21 protein-coding genes are annotated in these 18,382 nt (G+C 55.1%); 8 read left to right on the forward strand and 13 right to left on the reverse strand.

The window, feature by feature from the left end:
• Window positions 1–7: 7 nt before the first annotated feature.
• Complete coding sequence (locus BFV64_RS15725; RefSeq protein ID WP_008502874.1) at window positions 8–502, reverse strand: YfbU family protein; 495 nt, start codon at window positions 500–502, stop codon at window positions 8–10.
• Window positions 503–594: 92 nt separating this feature from the next.
• Window positions 595–1,050, reverse strand: a complete 456-nt coding sequence (yfbV, locus tag BFV64_RS15730) for a terminus macrodomain insulation protein YfbV (protein ID WP_014884642.1) — start codon at window positions 1,048–1,050, stop codon at window positions 595–597.
• Window positions 1,051–1,387: 337 nt separating this feature from the next.
• Here yfbV and ackA point away from each other — a divergent pair, with 337 nt between their 5' ends.
• The 3 genes from ackA to BFV64_RS15745 all read left to right on the forward strand — a co-directional run bounded on the left by ackA (window position 1,388) and on the right by BFV64_RS15745 (window position 6,075).
• Window positions 1,388–2,590 (forward strand): acetate kinase, encoded by a 1,203-nt coding sequence (ackA, locus tag BFV64_RS15735; RefSeq protein WP_014884643.1) that lies wholly within the window; start codon window positions 1,388–1,390, stop codon window positions 2,588–2,590.
• Window positions 2,591–2,666: 76 nt separating this feature from the next.
• On the forward strand, window positions 2,667–4,808 hold the full coding sequence (pta, locus tag BFV64_RS15740) for a phosphate acetyltransferase (protein ID WP_014884644.1): 2,142 nt from the start codon (window positions 2,667–2,669) through the stop codon (window positions 4,806–4,808).
• 109 nt (window positions 4,809–4,917) lie between these two features.
• A complete protein-coding gene (locus BFV64_RS15745; RefSeq protein WP_045282386.1) occupies window positions 4,918–6,075 on the forward strand; it encodes a DDE-type integrase/transposase/recombinase in 1,158 nt (385 codons plus the stop codon).
• A gap of 144 nt (window positions 6,076–6,219) precedes the next feature.
• Here BFV64_RS15745 and BFV64_RS15750 read toward each other — a convergent pair whose 3' ends face one another.
• The 5 genes from BFV64_RS15750 to BFV64_RS15770 form a co-directional block, all read right to left on the reverse strand.
• Window positions 6,220–7,173 carry a transketolase family protein gene (locus BFV64_RS15750; RefSeq protein ID WP_069602271.1) on the reverse strand — a complete coding sequence of 318 codons (954 nt, stop codon included), beginning with the start codon at window positions 7,171–7,173 and terminating at the stop codon, window positions 6,220–6,222.
• A complete protein-coding gene (locus BFV64_RS15755; protein WP_045269235.1) occupies window positions 7,166–7,996 on the reverse strand; it encodes a transketolase in 831 nt (276 codons plus the stop codon). The genes BFV64_RS15750 and BFV64_RS15755 overlap by 8 nt, the downstream gene beginning before the upstream one ends.
• Window positions 7,993–9,384, reverse strand: a complete 1,392-nt coding sequence (locus BFV64_RS15760) for a PTS ascorbate transporter subunit IIC (RefSeq protein ID WP_014884647.1) — start codon at window positions 9,382–9,384, stop codon at window positions 7,993–7,995. Before BFV64_RS15760 ends, BFV64_RS15755 begins: the two co-directional genes overlap by 4 nt.
• Window positions 9,385–9,405: 21 nt before the next feature.
• Entirely contained in the window at window positions 9,406–9,678 is a 273-nt protein-coding gene (locus tag BFV64_RS15765) for a PTS sugar transporter subunit IIB (protein ID WP_014884648.1), read from the reverse strand.
• A gap of 79 nt (window positions 9,679–9,757) precedes the next feature.
• A complete protein-coding gene (locus BFV64_RS15770) occupies window positions 9,758–10,201 on the reverse strand; it encodes a PTS sugar transporter subunit IIA (RefSeq protein WP_014884649.1) in 444 nt (147 codons plus the stop codon).
• A gap of 232 nt (window positions 10,202–10,433) precedes the next feature.
• Between BFV64_RS15770 and BFV64_RS15775 the strand changes: the two genes are divergently transcribed.
• Window positions 10,434–11,453: a LacI family DNA-binding transcriptional regulator gene (locus tag BFV64_RS15775; protein WP_014884650.1), complete on the forward strand. Its 1,020-nt coding sequence runs from the start codon at window positions 10,434–10,436 to the stop codon at window positions 11,451–11,453.
• Between the two features lie 3 nt (window positions 11,454–11,456).
• Here BFV64_RS15775 and yfcD read toward each other — a convergent pair whose 3' ends face one another.
• Genes yfcD through yfcF form a run of 3 tightly spaced genes read right to left on the reverse strand, consistent with a single transcriptional unit; the run spans window position 11,457 to window position 13,331 of the window.
• Window positions 11,457–12,023 carry an NUDIX hydrolase YfcD gene (yfcD, locus tag BFV64_RS15780; protein WP_006811396.1) on the reverse strand — a complete coding sequence of 189 codons (567 nt, stop codon included), beginning with the start codon at window positions 12,021–12,023 and terminating at the stop codon, window positions 11,457–11,459.
• 55 nt (window positions 12,024–12,078) lie between these two features.
• Window positions 12,079–12,630 (reverse strand): phosphodiesterase, encoded by a 552-nt coding sequence (yfcE, locus tag BFV64_RS15785; RefSeq protein ID WP_014884651.1) that lies wholly within the window; start codon window positions 12,628–12,630, stop codon window positions 12,079–12,081.
• A gap of 56 nt (window positions 12,631–12,686) precedes the next feature.
• Window positions 12,687–13,331, reverse strand: a complete 645-nt coding sequence (gene yfcF / locus BFV64_RS15790; protein WP_014884652.1) for a glutathione transferase — start codon at window positions 13,329–13,331, stop codon at window positions 12,687–12,689.
• A gap of 141 nt (window positions 13,332–13,472) precedes the next feature.
• On the opposite strand from yfcF, the gene yfcG reads away from it, so the two are divergent.
• The 4 genes from yfcG to BFV64_RS15810 all read left to right on the forward strand — a co-directional run bounded on the left by yfcG (window position 13,473) and on the right by BFV64_RS15810 (window position 16,007).
• Window positions 13,473–14,102 carry a GSH-dependent disulfide bond oxidoreductase gene (yfcG, locus tag BFV64_RS15795; RefSeq protein ID WP_069602272.1) on the forward strand — a complete coding sequence of 210 codons (630 nt, stop codon included), beginning with the start codon at window positions 13,473–13,475 and terminating at the stop codon, window positions 14,100–14,102.
• Between the two features lie 75 nt (window positions 14,103–14,177).
• The gene (folX, locus tag BFV64_RS15800; protein WP_014884654.1) at window positions 14,178–14,546 is read left to right on the forward strand and encodes a dihydroneopterin triphosphate 2'-epimerase; all 369 of its coding nucleotides are present in this window, start codon (window positions 14,178–14,180) and stop codon (window positions 14,544–14,546) included.
• A gap of 13 nt (window positions 14,547–14,559) precedes the next feature.
• Window positions 14,560–15,453: a TIGR01777 family oxidoreductase gene (locus BFV64_RS15805; RefSeq protein WP_023330978.1), complete on the forward strand. Its 894-nt coding sequence runs from the start codon at window positions 14,560–14,562 to the stop codon at window positions 15,451–15,453.
• A 44-nt stretch (window positions 15,454–15,497) separates the two neighbouring features.
• The gene (locus tag BFV64_RS15810; RefSeq protein WP_023330979.1) at window positions 15,498–16,007 is read left to right on the forward strand and encodes a GNAT family N-acetyltransferase; all 510 of its coding nucleotides are present in this window, start codon (window positions 15,498–15,500) and stop codon (window positions 16,005–16,007) included.
• Between the two features lie 122 nt (window positions 16,008–16,129).
• Here BFV64_RS15810 and hisP read toward each other — a convergent pair whose 3' ends face one another.
• The 3 genes from hisP to BFV64_RS15825 are packed head-to-tail and all read right to left on the reverse strand — an operon-like array spanning window position 16,130 to window position 18,311.
• Complete coding sequence (hisP, locus tag BFV64_RS15815) at window positions 16,130–16,903, reverse strand: histidine ABC transporter ATP-binding protein HisP (protein WP_014884660.1); 774 nt, start codon at window positions 16,901–16,903, stop codon at window positions 16,130–16,132.
• 8 nt (window positions 16,904–16,911) lie between these two features.
• Window positions 16,912–17,628: an ABC transporter permease gene (locus tag BFV64_RS15820; RefSeq protein ID WP_008502590.1), complete on the reverse strand. Its 717-nt coding sequence runs from the start codon at window positions 17,626–17,628 to the stop codon at window positions 16,912–16,914.
• Entirely contained in the window at window positions 17,625–18,311 is a 687-nt protein-coding gene (locus BFV64_RS15825) for a histidine ABC transporter permease HisQ (protein WP_014884661.1), read from the reverse strand. The genes BFV64_RS15820 and BFV64_RS15825 overlap by 4 nt, the downstream gene beginning before the upstream one ends.
• Window positions 18,312–18,382: the final 71 nt, after the last annotated feature.

Genomic DNA, 18,382 nt, shown 5'->3' on the forward strand with positions numbered 1-18,382 from the left:
ACCTCCGTCAGGCATTAATGATTTGTTGAATTTCGTTGCTGCTTAAATGGTACTGACGCGGGCAGGCGTGCCACGCGCTCAGCATACGCTGGTATTTATCCCACATTGGGGTCTGCGCGTTAAAGCCGTGGGTACCCGCATCGAAGTGGGTATAACGCCCTTCGGTATTCACCATAAAGCGGACATAGCTCAGATAACGCGCTTCCGTCGCTGCATCAAAGCCTAAGAAGGTGACACGGCGCTCGTCAATGGACTGCTGATCTTTGAGATTAGTCCAGGAAACATGCAGGGCGTGGTACATCTCCATAATGTCGATCACGATGCGGCAGGTTTCTTCTTTCAGCTCACCAAACTCGCGGTCCAGTTCGCGCATTTGCAAACCAAACCCCCGTTCGACGATAGTCTGCAGGCGGCTGTAGCGCGCAGCGTTATCGGGATCAAGCATTGTCATCATTTTGTACTGGTTAGACAAAATCAGACGTTGAGCATGGGTCATTTCCATCTTTCGACTCCTGTAGCGCATTGCACTGTAAAAAAAAGACACGGTAACGGTTTGTTACTGTGCCTTTTTTTGTTAGTCGTTTCGATGATCAATCACAAGTCATCGAGGAATGTTTTATCCAACTGCTTAAAAGCGCGCTTTAACGTGTCCGCCAGCGCCTGGTAATCCGGCTTGCCTTCAACCGGAGCAAGCGCCTGCCCGGCCTCCTCCAGTTTTCCACGGACTTCATAAAACCAGTGTAAAATAGAAGGTGGCAGTGGCGTGATGGACCGTTTTCCTAACCACCACAGCCCCTGCATCGGCAGGCTTAACGCAAAGAGTGCTGTCGCCACGGCCGGGCCAAGCTGTCCGCCTAACGCTATTTGCCAGCACAGGGTAAAAATGGCGACAGGGGGCATAAAGCGAATCGCGTAGCGCGTGGCGCGGATGGTGCGATTCTCAATAAACATTGGCGCAAGGCGCTTTTCCATCGGCCACGTCTTTGCGTAATGCTGTCCCCGACGAAACAGACTGAAGAAATTCACGGTAGGGGTTTCGGGTGTCGACATGGCTGTACCTCAACTTCACGTATAAAAATTAAAATTTTTGTGCAAAACCACAACAGGCTATGACAACGTTCAAAATATTTTGTCATCGCTACCCCGTATCGGGTATCCTGTGCCAGCCTGATTGGGCCATAGACGAGAATCATTCACTCGTCAAATTATCGCACATTATGCCATTGGCTGAAAATTGTGCTAAATGGCATAAAATCATAGTTATTTCTTCCATCATGCCACAATGTTCGTTTGGCATGATGTTAATCATAAATGTCCGAGTCATCATGCGTTACGCTGTTAGACTCACTGACGTTTTTTTAGCCACGTATCAATAATAGGTACTTCCATGTCGAGTAAGTTAGTACTGGTTCTGAACTGCGGTAGCTCCTCACTGAAATTCGCCATCATCGATGCGCTCAACGGTGACGAGTACCTCTCTGGTTTGGCCGAATGTTTCCATCTGCCTGAAGCACGTATCAAGTGGAAGATGGACGGCAGCAAACAAGAAGCGGCTTTAGGTGCAGGCGCCGCTCACAGTGAAGCGCTGAACTTTATCGTTAACACTATTCTGGCACAAAAACCAGAACTGTCTGCTCAGCTGACTGCGATTGGTCACCGTATCGTCCACGGCGGCGAAAAATACACCAGTTCCGTCGTGATCGACGAATCTGTTATCCAGGGCATCAAAGATTCTGCTTCTTTTGCTCCGCTGCACAACCCGGCGCACCTGATCGGTATCGCTGAAGCGCTGAAATCCTTCCCGAATCTGAAAGACAAAAACGTGGCCGTGTTCGACACCGCGTTCCATCAGACCATGCCGGAAGAGTCTTACCTCTATGCCCTGCCATACAGCCTGTACAAAGAGCACGGCGTACGTCGTTACGGCGCGCACGGCACCAGCCACTTCTTTGTGACTCAGGAAGCCGCAAAAATCCTGAACAAACCTGTTGAAGAAGTGAACATCATCACCTGCCATCTGGGCAACGGTGGTTCTGTTTCTGCTATCCGCAACGGTAAATGTGTTGATACCTCCATGGGTCTGACCCCGCTGGAAGGTCTGGTGATGGGTACCCGTTCCGGTGACATCGACCCGGCGATCATCTTCCACCTGCACGACACTCTGGGCATGAGCGTTGACGACATCAACAAAATGCTGACTAAAGAGTCTGGCCTGCTGGGTCTGACCGAAGTCACCAGCGACTGCCGCTATGTTGAAGACAACTACGCAGAGAAAGCAGACGCTAAACGTGCAATGGACGTTTACTGCCACCGTCTGGCGAAATACATCGGTTCTTACACTGCGCTGATGGACGGTCGTCTGGACGCGGTTATCTTCACCGGTGGTATCGGTGAGAACGCGGCTATGGTTCGTGAACTGTCCCTGGGCAAACTGGGCGTTCTGGGCTTCGACGTTGATCACGAGCGTAACCTGGCTGCGCGTTTCGGCAAGTCTGGCTTCATCAACAAAGAAGGCACCCGTCCGGCTATAGTTATCCCAACTAACGAAGAGCTGGTCATCGCGCAAGACGCACACCGCCTGACTGCCTGATTCCACACCGCCAGCAATGCTGGCGGTGCTGTTTTGTAACCCGCCCCGTGTCGGCGGTAACGAAAGAGGATAAACCGTGTCCCGTACTATTATGCTGATCCCTACCGGAACCAGCGTCGGCCTGACCAGCGTCAGCCTTGGCGTAATCCGTGCTATGGAACGCAAAGGCGTTCGTCTGAGCGTCTTTAAGCCAATCGCCCAGCCTCGTGCCGGTGGCGATGCGCCTGACCAGACCACCACCATCGTTCGCAAAAACTCCAATCTGCCAGCGGCTGAACCGCTGAAGATGAGTCACGTTGAGTCGCTGCTCTCCAGCAACCAAAAAGACGTGCTGATGGAAGAGATCATCGCCAACTACCATGCAAATGCGCAGGACGCAGAAGTGGTGCTGGTTGAAGGTCTGGTCCCGACGCGCAAACACCAGTTTGCTCAGTCTCTGAACTTTGAAATCGCGAAAACCCTGAACGCAGAGATCGTTTTCGTCATGTCCCAGGGCACTGATACCCCGGAACAGCTGAACGAGCGTATCGAACTGACACGCAGCAGCTTCGGTGGCACGAAAAACACCAACATCACCGGCGTGATCGTGAACAAACTGAACGCCCCGGTTGACGATCAGGGCCGTACTCGCCCAGACCTGTCTGAGATCTTCGACGACTCTTCCAAAGCGAAGGTCATCAAAGTTGATCCGGCTAAACTGCAGGATTCCAGCCCGCTGCCTGTTCTCGGCGCGGTACCCTGGAGCTTCGATCTGATTGCCACCCGTGCAATCGATATGGCGCGTCACCTGAACGCGACCATCGTTAACGAAGGCGATATCAATACCCGCCGCGTGAAGTCCGTGACCTTCTGTGCGCGTAGCATTCCGCACATGCTGGAACACTTCCGCGCTGGTTCCCTGCTGGTAACGTCAGCCGATCGTCCTGACGTGCTGGTTGCAGCGTGTCTGGCGGCGATGAACGGCGTAGAGATCGGTGCCATCCTGCTGACCGGCGCTTACGAGATGGACCCACGCGTGAGCAAGCTGTGCGAACGCGCGTTTGCCACTGGCCTGCCAGTCTTCATGGTGAATACCAACACCTGGCAGACCTCCCTGAGCCTGCAGAGCTTCAACCTGGAAGTGCCGGTTGATGACCACGAGCGTATCGAGAAAGTTCAGGAATACGTTGCAGGTTACATCAACGCAGACTGGATCGAATCCCTGACCGCGACCTCCGAGCGCAGCCGCCGTCTGTCTCCTCCTGCATTCCGTTACCAGCTGACCGAGCTGGCGCGTAAAGCGGGCAAACGCGTTGTTCTGCCAGAAGGTGACGAGCCACGTACCGTTAAAGCGGCGGCTATCTGTGCAGAGCGCGGCATCGCGACCTGTGTGCTGCTGGGTAACCCGGATGAGATCAACCGCGTTGCGGCGTCTCAGGGCGTTGAGCTGGGTGCGGGCATCGAAATCGTTGACCCTGAAGTGGTTCGTGAAAGCTACGTTGCCCGTCTGGTTGAACTGCGTAAGAGCAAGGGCATGACCGAAGCCGTTGCGCGCGAGCAGCTGGAAGACAACGTGGTGCTGGGTACGCTGATGCTGGAGCAGGACGAAGTTGACGGTCTGGTTTCCGGTGCAGTTCACACCACCGCAAACACCATCCGTCCACCGCTGCAGCTGATCAAAACCGCACCGGGCAGTTCTCTGGTCTCCTCCGTGTTCTTCATGCTGCTGCCTGAACAGGTTTATGTTTACGGCGACTGCGCGATCAACCCGGATCCAACCGCAGAGCAGCTGGCTGAGATCGCTATTCAGTCCGCAGATTCCGCGACTGCCTTCGGCATCGAGCCGCGCGTTGCGATGCTCTCCTACTCCACCGGTACTTCTGGTGCAGGTAGCGACGTAGAGAAAGTGCGTGAAGCGACCCGTATTGCTCAGGAAAAACGTCCGGATCTGATGATCGACGGCCCGCTGCAGTACGACGCCGCCGTGATGGCTGACGTGGCAAAATCCAAAGCGCCGAACTCTCCGGTTGCAGGTCGCGCTACCGTGTTCATCTTCCCGGATCTGAACACCGGTAACACCACCTATAAAGCGGTACAGCGTTCAGCAGACCTGATCTCCATCGGGCCAATGCTGCAGGGTATGCGCAAACCTGTGAACGACCTGTCCCGTGGTGCGCTGGTTGACGATATCGTCTATACCATCGCGCTGACGGCGATCCAGTCTTCGCAGCAGCAGTAATTGTAAGGTCTTGCCGGATGGCGCTTCGGTATGAACCGGAAACATGGGTAACACTTTAGACCGGATACATGGGTAACAGTTATAACTGGCATAGAAGAGGAGACTCGCTATGCCCTGGACTGAGACCCGACCTATGCAACGCCTTGATTTTATCCGTGCCTGCCATGCAGGTACGGACTCCTTCTCCGCGCTTTGCCGTCTTTTTGGCATCAGCCGTAAAACCGGCTATAAATGGCTTCAGCGTTTTGACCCTTCTGACCTGTCATCTCTCTCGGACCGGTCGCGTGCGCCACGCTCCCACTCCCGGACGGTTCCTGATGATATCGCCGGACACCTGACTGCCCTGCGTCAAAAACACCCTGACTGGGGGCCAAAAAAACTGCGGATGTGGTTGCTCAATCATCACGTCGATTTTACCGTACCTGCCGCCAGCACTATCGGCGATATCCTCAAGCGCGAAGGCCTGGTTCCGGATAAAAAACGAAAACGCAGAACACCAGGCAATCGCCAGCCCCTGACCATCATCAGTGAGAACAATCAGGTCTGGAGCGCTGATTTTAAAGGCAAGTTCAGGCTGCTCAGCAGAGAGTACTGCCATCCTTTCACCCTGACCGATAATCACAGCCGGTATCTGCTCAGCTGCCGGGGAACACACCGTGAGAGTGAACCCTTTGTCAGAGAGTGCCTGACGGATGCGTTCCTGGAATATGGTCTGCCGGAAGTGCTTAGAACCGATAACGGCCAGCCCTTCGCGGGAACAGGAATAGCCGGATTAAGTCGTCTTGCCGTCTGGCTAATCAAGCTGGGCATCAGGCCGGAGCGTATCAGAAAGGGGCATCCGGAAGAAAATGGCCGCCATGAGCGAATGCACCGCTCCCTGAAAAGTGCGGTGAAACAGGGCAACACCTTCATGACGATGGAAGAACAACAGCGGTGGTTCAGTGACTACCGGAAAGAATTTAACTACGAAAGGCCGCATGAAGCACTGGCGGGAGCAACGCCCGGAACGGTATGGCAACCCTCAAACCGACACTGGGATGGCCGTGTTCCTGAATATGCTTATCCGGAAGGAGGTACAGTCTACAGGGTGAAATCGAGGGGGACCCTCTATATGGGAAAAAAGGGTACGGTGTTCCTGAGTGAAGCACTGACTGGGGAGTACATCATGCTGGAAGAACAAGATGATGGCCTTGAGGCCATCATCTTTAATGGGATAACGCTTGCGTACTACGACCGAAAAACCCAGAGTGTGCTCCGGATAGACTAAAAGTGTTACCTATGTTCCCGGTCTGATCTGTCACCTATGTATCCGGTCATACACTTCGCTTATCCGGCCTACAGGACCGTAGGCCCGGTAAGCGCTAGCGCCACCGGGCAACAAAAAGGCGACCACAAAGGGTCGCCTTTTTTATTACAGCAGCTCTCGCGCCGCCGACACGATGTCATGTGCCGTCAGGCCGTACTCCTTCTGCAGGAAGTCCTGCGTCCCCACCTGACCGTAACGCTCTTTCACCCCCACGCGTCGCATTGGCACCGGGCAGGTTTCCACCAGCACTTCCGCCACCGCCGAGCCAAGACCGTTGTGAATGCTGTGGTTTTCACAGGTCACGATGCGCCCGGTTTTCTCAGCGTAGTTTTTCACCAGCATTCGGTCGATGGGCTTCAGGGTGAACATATCAATAACCGCTGCACTGACCCCCTCCTGCTCCAGCTGACGCGCCGCCTCCAGCGCTTCCGCTACCATAATGCCATTGACGATAAGCGTAATATCGCTTCCCTCACGCAGCACGTTGCCTTTGCCGATGGTGAAGGTTGAGCCCGGCGCATACACGCTCGGCGCCTGCTTACGGATGGTGCGTACCCAGTAGAAGCCTTCCAGATCGATAAGCTGGCGCAGCACATCGTCAAACATCACCGCGTCGGTCACCTCCAGCACCACCGAGTGCACCAGACCGCGCACGATGCCCATATCCTCGAACGACATATGCGTCCCGCCGTTGTGACAGGCCGTCACGCCAGCATCCGAGGCTATCACCTTCACGTTGTTACGCTGATAGTCCAGGGACATAAACAGCTGGTCGAAGCAGCGTCGGCTGGCAAACGCGGTGAACGTATGCACGAACGGTTTGCGACCGGTGAGCGACAGCCCGGCAGCTGTACCGATCACGTTGGCCTCCATGATGCCGCAGTTAATCACGTGCTGCGGATAATCGCGCGCCACGCCGTCCATCGCCATCGAACTCATCAGGTCCGCTTCCAGGGCGATAATCTCGCTTCCGGCCTCAATCTGCTTTGCCACGAAGCCCGCGTAGACCTTACGCATCTCAACGGCGTCTTTCTGTCCTGCCGGTGCAACCTTAATCATGTGAAGCCTCCAGTTGGCGAATCGTCTCGTTGAGGGCCGCTTTGCTCTCCGCGGTCAATCGCAGGTGGTGCGAATTGCTGAGCTGTTCGAGATACCGCACCCCCTGCCCTTTAATGCTGTCGAGGATCACCACCTGCGGGCGGGCGTCTTTCGCCGGCACGCGCGACGTCACGTCCAGCAGCGCCGAAATGTCGTCTCCCTTCACGGTCACCACGTCAAAACCAAAGGCACGGAATTTCCCTTCGAGGTCAAACGCGCAAATGATTTCATCCAGTTCGCCATCCAGCTGCTGTTTGTTCCAGTCGACGAATACCGTCAGATTGTTCAGACGATGGTGGGCAATAAACTGGAAGGCTTCCCAGCACTGTCCCTCGTTCAGCTCGCCGTCACCGACAATGCAGAAAACCCGATTCGGTCGCCCCGCGAGCTTGTGCGAGAGCGCCATCCCGCCAGCAATGGAAATCCCCTGCCCCAGCGAACCGGTGGTCGCATCCACGCCGCGTGTTTTCAGGCGATCCGGATGGCTCGGCAGGCGCGTACCGTTCTGATTCAGGGTGCTCAGCTCCTCCACCGGGAAGTAGCCCTTGATCGCCAGCGTGCTGTACAGCGCCGGGCCCGCATGGCCCTTTGACAGGACAAAATAATCTCGCTCTGGCCAGTCCGGATCTGCCGGGTCGATTTTCATCACCGCGCCGTACAGCACGGCCAGCGTTTCGACCACCGACATGCTGCCGCCGTAGTGTCCAAATCCGAGCTGCGTCAGCGATTTCAGCGTCTCAAGGCGAATCTGGCGCGCCAGCTCGGTTATCTCATTCTCATTCATGATTTGGCTCCGGTATTTTCCTGCGCGTTACCGCCCGCAGGTTTGTTTTTCGCAAACAGGTTGTAGGCCACCAGCAGCGCGAACAGCGCCACGACCAGCCCGGTGATGGCAAGCGGTGACAGGAAGCGCGCCAGGTTACCGAGCACAATCCCCACCGCGCCGAAATCGGCGTCCGAGAAGGTGGTGTTCGCAAAGCCAATCGCGCCCAGCACCGGCAGCAGCAGAACCGGCAGGAAGGTAATCAGCAGACCATTGGCGAAGGCGCCTATCATTGCCCCGCGACGTCCGCCGGTGGCATTACCGAACACGCCCGCCGTTGCACCGGTAAAGAAGTGCGGCACGACGCCCGGGAGGATCAGCACCCAGCTGAACTGCCCGCAGATGAACAACCCGACAATTCCCCCGAGGAAGCTGAACAGGAAGCCAATCAGCACGGCATTTGGCGCATAGGGGTAGACCACCGGGCAGTCCAGCGCGGGGCGTGCGTTCGGCACCAGTTTTTCAGAGAAGCCGGTAAAGGCCGGGACGATTTCCGCCAGAATCAGGCGCACGCCCTGCAGGATGATGAAAACGCCCGCCGCGAAGGTGATCGCCATGATAATGGCGTAAACCAGGTAGTTCTGACCGCCGCTGAAGGTGGCTTCGACGTACTCCCGCCCGGCGCTCACCGCCATGATCAGGTAGATAATCATCATCGTCAGGGAGATAGAGATCGAACTGTCGCGCAGGAAGCTCAGGTTCTTCGGCAGGTTCATCTCTTCGGTTGAACGAGAGCCTTTGCCGACCTTGCTGCCAATCCAGCCGGACAGCACGTAGCCCAGGGTGCCGAAGTGGCCGAAGGCGATCTCATCGTTACCGGTGATGCGCTTCATGTAACGCTGCGCAATGGCCGGGAAGAAAGCCATAATCAGGCCGAGGATCAGCGATCCGGTAAAGACCAGCCCTACCCCCTCAAAGCCCGCCACGGTGAGAATTACGCCAATCATGCACGCCATGTAAAACGTGTGGTGCCCGGTCAGGAAGATGTACTTCAGACGGGTAAAGCGCGCGACGATAATATTCGCTACCATCCCAAACGCCATAATCAGCGCGGTAGAGGCACCGTATTTTTCCAGCGCAATCGAAACAATCGCTTCATTATTGGGAATGATGCCCTGAATATTAAAGGCGTGCTCGAACATCCCCCCCAATGGATTTAATGACCCCACCAGCACCGTGGCGCCACCACCCAGCACAATAAAACCAAGAATCGTTTTAATGGTTCCCTTCACCACATCTGAAAACGCTTTTTTCTGCGCAACCAGACCGATCAAGGCAATTAATCCGACCAGCACCGAAGGGACTTTTAAAATATCAACAACGAAATTCAGCGTTTCAAGGATAAACATATCCACCTCGCCTTATCAGGATTATTGTCTTTCGAACCAGGCGCGCAGTTGCGCTTCAAGTTCGTTGATATCAATGATGTTATTGATCACCACCAGTTGGCTTTCCGGTACGCTGGCGCTGGCGGCAATATCTTTTGCCATCACGAACAGGTCAGCCGCGCCCGGCGTGGCGGAGGAGAGATCGGAGTGTTCAACCTCGGCGTCAATTTCCAGCTTTTTGAGCACCTTTTTAATGTTCATTTCGACCATAAAACTGCTGCCCAGGCCAGACCCACAAATAGCCATGATTTTCATTGTTGTCCCCTTTTATGAGTAGAGCACGCCCCATCACGCTGGCGCGTAATGTTGTGAATAATCGGATTAAAGAATTAAATCAGAAGCGGTCAATAATGGTTTTAATGTCCTCCAGGGTATTCGCCTGATGTAATTTTTCCATATCTTCGTCGCTGGAAAATAACTCTGCCAGCGATGAGATCATCTCGATATGGCTATGTTTGTCCGGTGCCGCGAGCATAATAATGACATCGACAGGGTCAAACTCCCCGGCACCAAAAGAGACACCCTGTTTTAGTTTTAGTAATGACAACCCCAGTCCTTTGGCGCCTTCTTCCGGCCGCGCATGCGGCATGGCCAGCCCTGGTGCCAGCACATAATACGGTCCTAAAGCATGGTGCTGCTGAATGATTGCCGTCACGTATTCCGGTTCAATCACCTGCAGCTCCAGTAACGGTTTCGCGCATATCTCCAGCGCCTGAGGCCAGCTTTCAACGCTCTCCTGAAGCGTGATGGTTGTATCATATATCCACTTTTTGAGCACTTTTCACTCCGTCGTCACGCCAAAGATGAGCAAACTTTATTCAACCCATCAATCCTTGACTGCGATCCCTGTCACAAAGATAGCGCTACCAACGATTAACATGCAGAAGTGTGATAGCGCTATCAAAATGCCATCATCGTGTGAAATCACAGCAAAAAAAGGGATTTAAGGCGTATACTGCCTGTCACCTGGAGTGAAGGAATAAGAACGCGTCTGGTCAGCAGGAAGGTGTATGTCTTTAACCCGAAAACGGCGCAGTACCGGAAAAGTCACGCTCGCGGATGTCGCACAGCTTGCCGGAGTTGGCACGATGACCGTCTCCCGTGCGCTCCGCACGCCGGAACAGGTTTCCGATAAACTGCGTGAAAAAATTGAAGCTGCGGTGCAGGAACTGGGTTATATGCCCAATCTCGCCGCCAGCGCACTGGCATCGGCGTCGTCATGGACGATCGCAATGGTTGTTCCTAATCTTTCCGAAGCTGGGTGTTCAGAGATGTTTGCCGGGCTACAGCAGGTGCTTCAGCCTGCCGGATACCAGATCATGCTGGCCGAGTCTCAGCATCGTCTTGAACAGGAGGAAAAGCTGCTGGAAACGCTGCTGGCGTCAAATATTGCCGCCGCGATCCTGCTCAGCGTGGAGCATACCGACACCGTTCGCCACTGGCTGAAAAATGCCTCCATCCCGGTGATGGAGATGGGTGCTATGCGCGCCGACCCGATTGATATGAATATCGGGATTGATAACGTGGCGGCCATGTATGAGCTAACAGAAATGGTTATTAAGCGCGGCTACCAGAATATCGGCCTGCTGTGCGCCAACCAGGAACAGTGGATTTTCCAGCAGCATTTGCAGGGCTGGTACAAAGCGATGCTGCGCCATCATCTGTCGCCGAACCGGGTAATTAACGCCGCCATGCCGCCGAGCTTCTCGACCGGTGCGGCGCAGCTGCCTGAGTTTCTGCTGGCGTGGCCGGAGCTGGATGCGCTGGTATGCGTTTCAGACGAACTGGCCTGCGGTGCGCTGTATGAGTGTCAGCGTCGGCGAATCAAAGTGCCGGACGATCTTGCCGTCGTAGGCTTTGGGGATAGCGACGTCAGCCGCGTCTGTCAGCCGCCGCTGACGACCATGGCGGTACCGCATCGAAAGATTGGAATTGAGGCCGGGAAAGCGTTACTGGAACGTCTGAATGATGGAGACTGGCGCGACCATAAACCTATCGCGTCCAGCCTGTGTCTGCGGGAAAGCTGTTAAGGCTTATTCAGCCTCTTCCTCTTTTTCCGCTTTATTTTCCGGCTTAGCGGATTCGTTTTTGGCGTTGCGGGTCATCCATAGCGCCAGTGCTTTTAACGAATCCGGCGTGAACTCGTCGCAACGCGCGGTAATCTCTTCCGGCGTCATCCAGCAGACTTCGCTCACTTCTTCTTCCTGCAGGGCGAAAGGCCCGTGGGAAACGCAGCTAAACAGTCCGCCCCAGACGCGGCAATGTTCGTCTTCGAAATAGAACTGCCCGTGTTCAGCAAATGGCACACCGGCAATCCCTAACTCTTCTTCCGCTTCACGACGCGCGGAATCCAGCAGCACTTCATCGGCCTGCACGACACCACCCGCTGTGGCATCCAGCATACCTGGGAGAAAATCTTTCGTGTCCGTGCGACGCTGAACCAGAATCTTGCCCATGCCGTCATGCACAACAATGTAGGTTGCACGGTGACGCAGACGCTCTGCACGCATTTGTTCGCGGCTGGCCTGCGCGATCACTTCATTTTCTTCGCTGACAATGTCAACCCATTCAGTACTTGCCAAATGATTCTGCTCCACCATCGGGAAACCTTCTCGTCTAAGCGCTCTTTCGGCGCGTTTGCAGTTGGGGTGTAACTTACGGATTAATCGCTACCTGCGCAATAACTTGCTGATCATTAAGTGCGATTACGCTCAGGGTATTTCCATCCAGCATGCCATAGCTCGCAGGATATCCGCCTTTGGGTATGCTGACCGACCCCGGGTTAACGTGATAAATTTCACCGCGTTTTTCAGCCACCGGAATATGAGTATGACCGTAAACCAGGACATCGCCAGCCGCGAGTGCCGGGAGATTATCCGGGCCGAAAAGGTGCCCGTGGGTCAGGAACAGGCGGCTGTTTTCCAGCAGTACCTGTTGCCACGGAGCGGTAAGGGGAAAGTGCAGTAGCATCTGGTCGACTTCGCTGTCGCAGTTACCGCGCACGGCAATGATGCGCGAGGCAAACGGATTAAGCTTCTCCGCGACCTGCGCAGGGGCATAGCCTTCTGGCAGCGCATTGCGCGGGCCATGGTTTAACACATCCCCCAGAATCACCAGCCATTGCGCGCCGCTTTGCGCAAACAGAGAAAGCACGCGCTCGGTCGCGGGCAGCGATCCATGGATATCCGACGCAAACATCAATTTCATTCGTCTCTCCCTCGGAAAACTCACTGCCCTTATCATACCTGAAGCGTCAGGGCTTATCAGCCCGCGCGCTTAGCGGAGAGTGCCACATAGCGCTGCACAGAGGCGCGCTGCCACTGGAACGCTGCATAATCCACCAGCAGCTGAGGGACTTCATCGCCGTTGAGGATCAGGCGGTTCAGCATCAGCGCCAGGTCGGTATCGGCAATGCACCATTCACCAAACAGGTTCGGATTGCCGTGCGCGAGAAGCGACGTGGCCGTTTCAATCAGTTTTTGGGCGCTGTGCGTACCTTCCGCGCTCAGAGCTGGCTTTTTCACCCCGGCAAACACGACATCTGTCGAGCGCTCTACACGAATCGGCACCAGGTCGCTACGTAGCCACGCCTGGATCTGCCGCGCACGGGCGCGTTTTTGCAGATCGTGAGGATAGATCCGTTCCCACTCGGGCGGCGCAAAACGATCTTCCAGGTATTCATCGATCGCTGATGATTCGCTCAGCGCAAAGCCGTCAACCTCCAGCACCGGCACGCGTCGGGTGAGATCGTAACCCTGCCACTGCGGTTTGAGATGTTCCCCGCCGTCGAGATCAACGGTCTTCAGCGTAAAAGTAAGCCCTTTTTCAGCCAGCGCAACGTACACGCTCATGACATAGGGGGAAAAGAAATTCGCATCGGACCACAACGTGATTAGGGGCTGGTTCATAACATCCTCATCGGCTGATCGGTTTTTTACTCAACATATAATCTCTTTGCCCCGCTGTCACTTGATGAAAACTCACGATTTACAACAATTACCTATACTCAGTTGTCGTGGCACTACTATTCGCATGGACAGGAGTTGAGAATGATTGACCTTTATTACGCCCCTACCCCAAACGGCCATAAGATCACCCTCTTTCTCGAAGAAGCCGAACTGGATTACAGAATCATTCGCGTGGATATCAGCAAAGGTGAACAGTTCAGTCCTCTCTTTCTGGCTATCTCGCCGAACAATAAAATTCCGGCCATTATTGACAATCAGCCGGCCGACGGAGGAAGACCGTTGAGCCTGATTGAATCCGGCGAAATTTTGCTCTATCTGGCGGAGAAAACCGGCAAACTCCTGAGCGGGGAGCTGCGTGAACGTCACCATACCTTGCAATGGCTCTTCTGGCAGGCGAGCGGACTTGGGCCCATGCTGGGACAGAACCACCATTTTACCGCTTACGCCCCGCAGCCCATCCCTTATGCGATAGAACGCTATCAGGTGGAGACGCAACGTTTGTATGGCGTGCTAAACCAGCGGCTGGAAAAAACGCCGTGGCTTGGGGGAGATCATTACAGCATTGCCGATATCGCCTGCTGGCCGTGGGTGAATACCCATGAAAAACACCGGATTGATCTCGCGTCCTACCCGGCGGTGAACAACTGGTTTGAACGTATCCGTACCCGCCCGGCCACCGAACGCGCACTGCAAAAAATCCAGCAGATTTAACCTTATAGGAGGCTGTGTGCCTGCAAGCCTCTCATGTATTATGGGCGGCAATTACTGACACGGAGAAGACCTGCAATGTCACAGCCAGACGCTATTATTCGTATAAAAAATTTACGCTTGCGTACCTTCATCGGTATCAAAGAGGAAGAGATTGCCAACCGTCAGGATATTGTCATTAATGTGGTTATTCACTATCCCGCCGACAAAGCGCGGGCCAGCGAAGACATCAATGACGCGCTGAACTATCGCACGATAACCAAAAACATCATTCAGTACGTGGAGAACAACCGCTTCTCTCTGCTGGAGAAATTAACTCAGGATGTGCTCGATATCGCACGCGATCATCACTGGGTCACTTATGCTGAAGTAGAGATCGATAAACTTCACGCCCTGCGCTACGCCGACTCCGTCTCTATGACGTTAAGCTGGCGATGCCAGGGATAAACCTGGAGGTTGTATGAAGATTTTGCTGACCGGCGGTACGGGTCTGATTGGTCGCCATCTCATTGCGCGTCTTCAGGCGCTGCATCATGACATCACCGTGGTGACGCGCAGCCCGGAAAAAGCGCGTCAGGTGCTGGGCGCAGGCGTCGACATCTGGAAAGGGCTGGCTGAGCAGCAGAATCTGGACGGCTTTGATGCCGTCATCAACCTCGCGGGTGAACCCATTGCCGATAAGCGCTGGACCGAAGAGCAGAAACAGCGGCTCTGCAGCAGCCGCTGGAACATCACCGAGAAGCTGGTTGAGCTGATTCGCAACAGCCACACGCCGCCGTCGGTGCTGATTTCGGGCTCAGCGACGGGCTATTACGGCGATCTTGGCGAAGTGGTGGTGACCGAGGAAGAGCCGCCCCACAACGAATTTACCCATAAACTCTGTGCCCAGTGGGAACGCATCGCCTGTGCGGCGCAAAGCGATCGTACCCGCGTCTGCCTGCTGCGTACCGGTGTGGTACTGGCGCCGAACGGCGGTATTTTGGGCAAAATGCTCCCGCCTTTTAAGCTGGGACTCGGTGGACCGATTGGCAACGGCCGTCAGTATCTGGCGTGGATCCATATCGACGATATGGTCAACGGCATTCTCTGGCTGCTGGATAACGACCTGCGCGGACCGTTTAATATGGTCGCGCCATATCCCGTGCGTAATGAACAGTTTGCTCACGCTCTGGGGCACGCCCTGCATCGCCCGGCGATATTGCGCGTACCTGCCACGGTGATTCGCCTGATGATGGGTGAAGCGTCCGTGCTGGTATTAGGCGGACAACGGGCGCTACCCAAACGGCTGGAAGCGGCGGGGTTCGCGTTCCGCTGGTATGACTTAGAAGAGGCGCTGGGGGATGTGGTGCGGTGAATATGTTACAGTTGTACGCCATGTTCCGATGAAATGGCGTAACAATGGCAACCATCACCACTCCCCGGCTTCATCTCACCCCTTTCGAACCCACCGACTGGGCCTTCTTCCGCTCGCTGCGTGAAAACCGCGACATCATGCGCTATATGTCCGCCATCGCGCCGGAAAAAGAGACCCGACGCGTGTTTGCCGCGCGCCTGATGGCCGAGCATGTTTTCGTGATCCGTTTTCGGGATGAGGAGACCCCGCTTGGCGATATTGGCCTGCAAATCAGCCCGGCGAATCATGAAGAGGCAGATATCGGCTATACGGTTGTGCCTGCTGCGCAGGGGAAAGGTATTGCCAGCGAGGCGCTGCGCGCGGTGTGTGATTACGCCTTTAACCAGACCGGCGTGAAGGCCATTAACGCGTTTGTGCTGGCGGATAACGGCGGGTCGGTGCGCGTGCTGGAGAAAGCCGGTTTTGTGCGTACGCAGGTACTGGAAAAGGCATATGAAATTAATGGGGTGCGGTATGACGACTGGGTCTATCGGCTGGAGTGTGGTGCGGTCTGAATGCCGGGCGGCACTACGGTTTTTGTAGGCCCGGTAAGCGAAGCGCCACCGGGCGATTGGGCTGTACTGCGGTCTGATGCCCTCGTCCCAACCCTCTCCCACAGGGAGAGGGAAAACCCCCGTTATTTCAGGGAGCCTTTCAGGAACTGCTGCAGACGCGGGCTTTGCGGATTCGCTAAGACGTCGTCCGGATGGCCCTGCTCTTCAATTTTGCCCTGATGCAGGAAGATGACGTGGTTAGAAACGTTACGGGCAAAGCCCATCTCGTGCGTCACCACCACCATCGTTTTGCCCTCTTCGGCCAGCTTCTGCATGATGCGCAGCACTTCGCCAACGAGTTCAGGATCCAGCGCTGAGGTCGGTTCATCGAACAGCAGCACTTCGGGTTCCATCGCCAGCGCGCGGGCGATGGAGACACGTTGCTGCTGACCGCCGGAGAGGTGCACCGGGTATTTCATCTGCTGACGCTCGTCGATACCCACTTTCGCCAGGTATTTCACCGCGCGCTCGCGGGCTTCCTGTTTGCTCAGGCCCAGCACCTGAATCGGCGCTTCCATCACGTTCTCCAGCACCGTCATATGGCTCCAGAGGTTGAAGTGCTGGAACACCATGGTCAGACGCGTGCGCAGCAGACGCAGCTGATTCTTATCCGCCACCTTCAGCTGGCCGTCTTTATCGCGTATCAGATTAATATTCTGCCCGCTCACCACAATCGAGCCTTCACTCGGTTTTTCGAGGAAGTTAATGCAGCGCAGGAAGGTACTTTTACCCGAGCCGGATGAGCCGATGATACTGATTACGTCGCCTGCATTCGCCTGCAGCGACACCCCTTTCAGCACTTCATGTTCGCCGTAGCGTTTGTGCAAATCAATAACGTTTAATTTGTTCTCAGCCATCATCTTTCTCAGTGCGTCGAAGAAGGTTTTATATGCTGCAACCAGCGTTTTTCAGCCTTGCGGAACAGGCTAATCAAGACATAAGAGATAATTAAATAGAGCACCGCCGCAATGCCAAACGCGGTAAACGGCTGATAGGTCGCGGAGTTAATATCGCGCGCGATTTTGAGCAGATCCGGCACCGTCGCGGTAAAGGCAAGCGCAGTGGAGTGCAGCATCAGAATCACTTCGTTGCTGTACGCAGGCAGCGCAATACGCAGCGCCGATGGCAGAATAATGCAGCGGTAAAGTTTTACCGACGAAAAGCCATACGCCCGCGCCGCTTCAATCTCGCCATAAGGCACGGAACGAATAGCCCCGGCGAAGATCTCGGTGGTATAGGCACAGGTGTTGAGCGTCAACGCCAGCACCGTACAGTTCAGGCCGCTACGGAAGAACGCATTCAGCATTTCCGTGCCTTTTACGATTTCCAGCGTGTACATGCCTGAATAGAAGACCAGCAGCTGCACGTACAGCGGCGTACCGCGAAAGACATAGGTAAACAGCCAAATGGGGAACTGAATAAATTTATTGTTCGACACGCGGCCAATGGCGAGAAACACCGCCAGAATGCCGCCCATCACCACGGACGAAATCAGCAGCCACAGCGTGATCGCCACGCCGGTAAAGCGATAGCCATCTGTCCACAGCAGGGATTTCCAGTATTCCTGAATAATCTCAATCACAGGTCAGCCCTCTTCACACCCACGGAGTAGCGACGCTCAAGCAGAAGCAGCACACCATTGGAGACGGTCGTAAAGACCAGATAGATCACGCCACAAACCACCGCAAAGTAGAAGGGCTCCCAGGTGCTTTTACCCGCCAGCTGAGTGGCTTTGACCACATCTTCCAGACCGAGCAAAGAGACCAGCGCCGTCGCTTTGAGGATAACCTGCCAGTTGTTACCAATGCCCGGCAGCGCATAGCGCATCATGGCCGGGAACATGATCCGGCGAAACGTTTGTGAAGAGGTAAAACCAAATGCGGTTGCCGCCTCAATGTGACCTTTCGGCACGGCCATATAAGCACCGCGAAAGGTTTCGGTGAAGTAGGCACCGTAGATAAAACCGAGGGTAATAATACCGGCCACCATCGGGTCGATATCAATTTGTCCCAGTCCCATCGCATCCGTTACGCTGTTTAACGCAATCTGCAGACCATAAAAGATGAGCAGCATCAGCACCAGATCGGGTACGCCGCGAATGAGCGTGGTATAGCCTTCAAAAATGAGCGCCAGCGGTTTGTTAGCCGAAAGCTTCGCCCCTGCGCCCGCCAGACCTATCAGCACCGCCAGCACCACGGAGCTGATAGCCAGCTCAAGGGTGACAAGCGCGCCCTGTAAAATGACGCCAGAAAATCCGTACAGCATACCGCGAGCCCTGTCGTATCGTGAGTGGTGAAACCGTGTCTTTTCCCCTCCCGCATCGGGAGGGGCCGCAC

It is taken from the genome of Enterobacter kobei (genome assembly GCF_001729765.1).
In the GTDB taxonomy this organism is placed as follows: Bacteria; Pseudomonadota; Gammaproteobacteria; order Enterobacterales; family Enterobacteriaceae; genus Enterobacter; species Enterobacter kobei.

Excerpts from the sequence above, each read along its gene's own strand:
- BFV64_RS15725 (WP_008502874.1), bottom strand. The coding sequence starts at position 502 with ATGGAAATGACCCATGCTCAACGTCTGATTTTGTCTAACCAGTACAAA.
- yfbV (WP_014884642.1), bottom strand. The coding sequence starts at position 1,050 with ATGTCGACACCCGAAACCCCTACCGTGAATTTCTTCAGTCTGTTTCGT.
- ackA (WP_014884643.1), top strand. The coding sequence starts at position 1,388 with ATGTCGAGTAAGTTAGTACTGGTTCTGAACTGCGGTAGCTCCTCACTG.
- BFV64_RS15745 (WP_045282386.1), top strand. The coding sequence starts at position 4,918 with ATGCCCTGGACTGAGACCCGACCTATGCAACGCCTTGATTTTATCCGT.
- BFV64_RS15750 (WP_069602271.1), bottom strand. The coding sequence starts at position 7,173 with ATGATTAAGGTTGCACCGGCAGGACAGAAAGACGCCGTTGAGATGCGT.
- BFV64_RS15755 (WP_045269235.1), bottom strand. The coding sequence starts at position 7,996 with ATGAATGAGAATGAGATAACCGAGCTGGCGCGCCAGATTCGCCTTGAG.
- BFV64_RS15760 (WP_014884647.1), bottom strand. The coding sequence starts at position 9,384 with ATGTTTATCCTTGAAACGCTGAATTTCGTTGTTGATATTTTAAAAGTC.
- BFV64_RS15765 (WP_014884648.1), bottom strand. The coding sequence starts at position 9,678 with ATGAAAATCATGGCTATTTGTGGGTCTGGCCTGGGCAGCAGTTTTATG.
- BFV64_RS15775 (WP_014884650.1), top strand. The coding sequence starts at position 10,434 with ATGTCTTTAACCCGAAAACGGCGCAGTACCGGAAAAGTCACGCTCGCG.
- yfcD (WP_006811396.1), bottom strand. The coding sequence starts at position 12,023 with ATGGTGGAGCAGAATCATTTGGCAAGTACTGAATGGGTTGACATTGTC.
- yfcE (WP_014884651.1), bottom strand. The coding sequence starts at position 12,630 with ATGAAATTGATGTTTGCGTCGGATATCCATGGATCGCTGCCCGCGACC.
- yfcF (WP_014884652.1), bottom strand. The coding sequence starts at position 13,331 with ATGAACCAGCCCCTAATCACGTTGTGGTCCGATGCGAATTTCTTTTCC.
- yfcG (WP_069602272.1), top strand. The coding sequence starts at position 13,473 with ATGATTGACCTTTATTACGCCCCTACCCCAAACGGCCATAAGATCACC.
- folX (WP_014884654.1), top strand. The coding sequence starts at position 14,178 with ATGTCACAGCCAGACGCTATTATTCGTATAAAAAATTTACGCTTGCGT.
- BFV64_RS15805 (WP_023330978.1), top strand. The coding sequence starts at position 14,560 with ATGAAGATTTTGCTGACCGGCGGTACGGGTCTGATTGGTCGCCATCTC.
- BFV64_RS15810 (WP_023330979.1), top strand. The coding sequence starts at position 15,498 with ATGGCAACCATCACCACTCCCCGGCTTCATCTCACCCCTTTCGAACCC.
- hisP (WP_014884660.1), bottom strand. The coding sequence starts at position 16,903 with ATGGCTGAGAACAAATTAAACGTTATTGATTTGCACAAACGCTACGGC.
- BFV64_RS15825 (WP_014884661.1), bottom strand. The coding sequence starts at position 18,311 with ATGCTGTACGGATTTTCTGGCGTCATTTTACAGGGCGCGCTTGTCACC.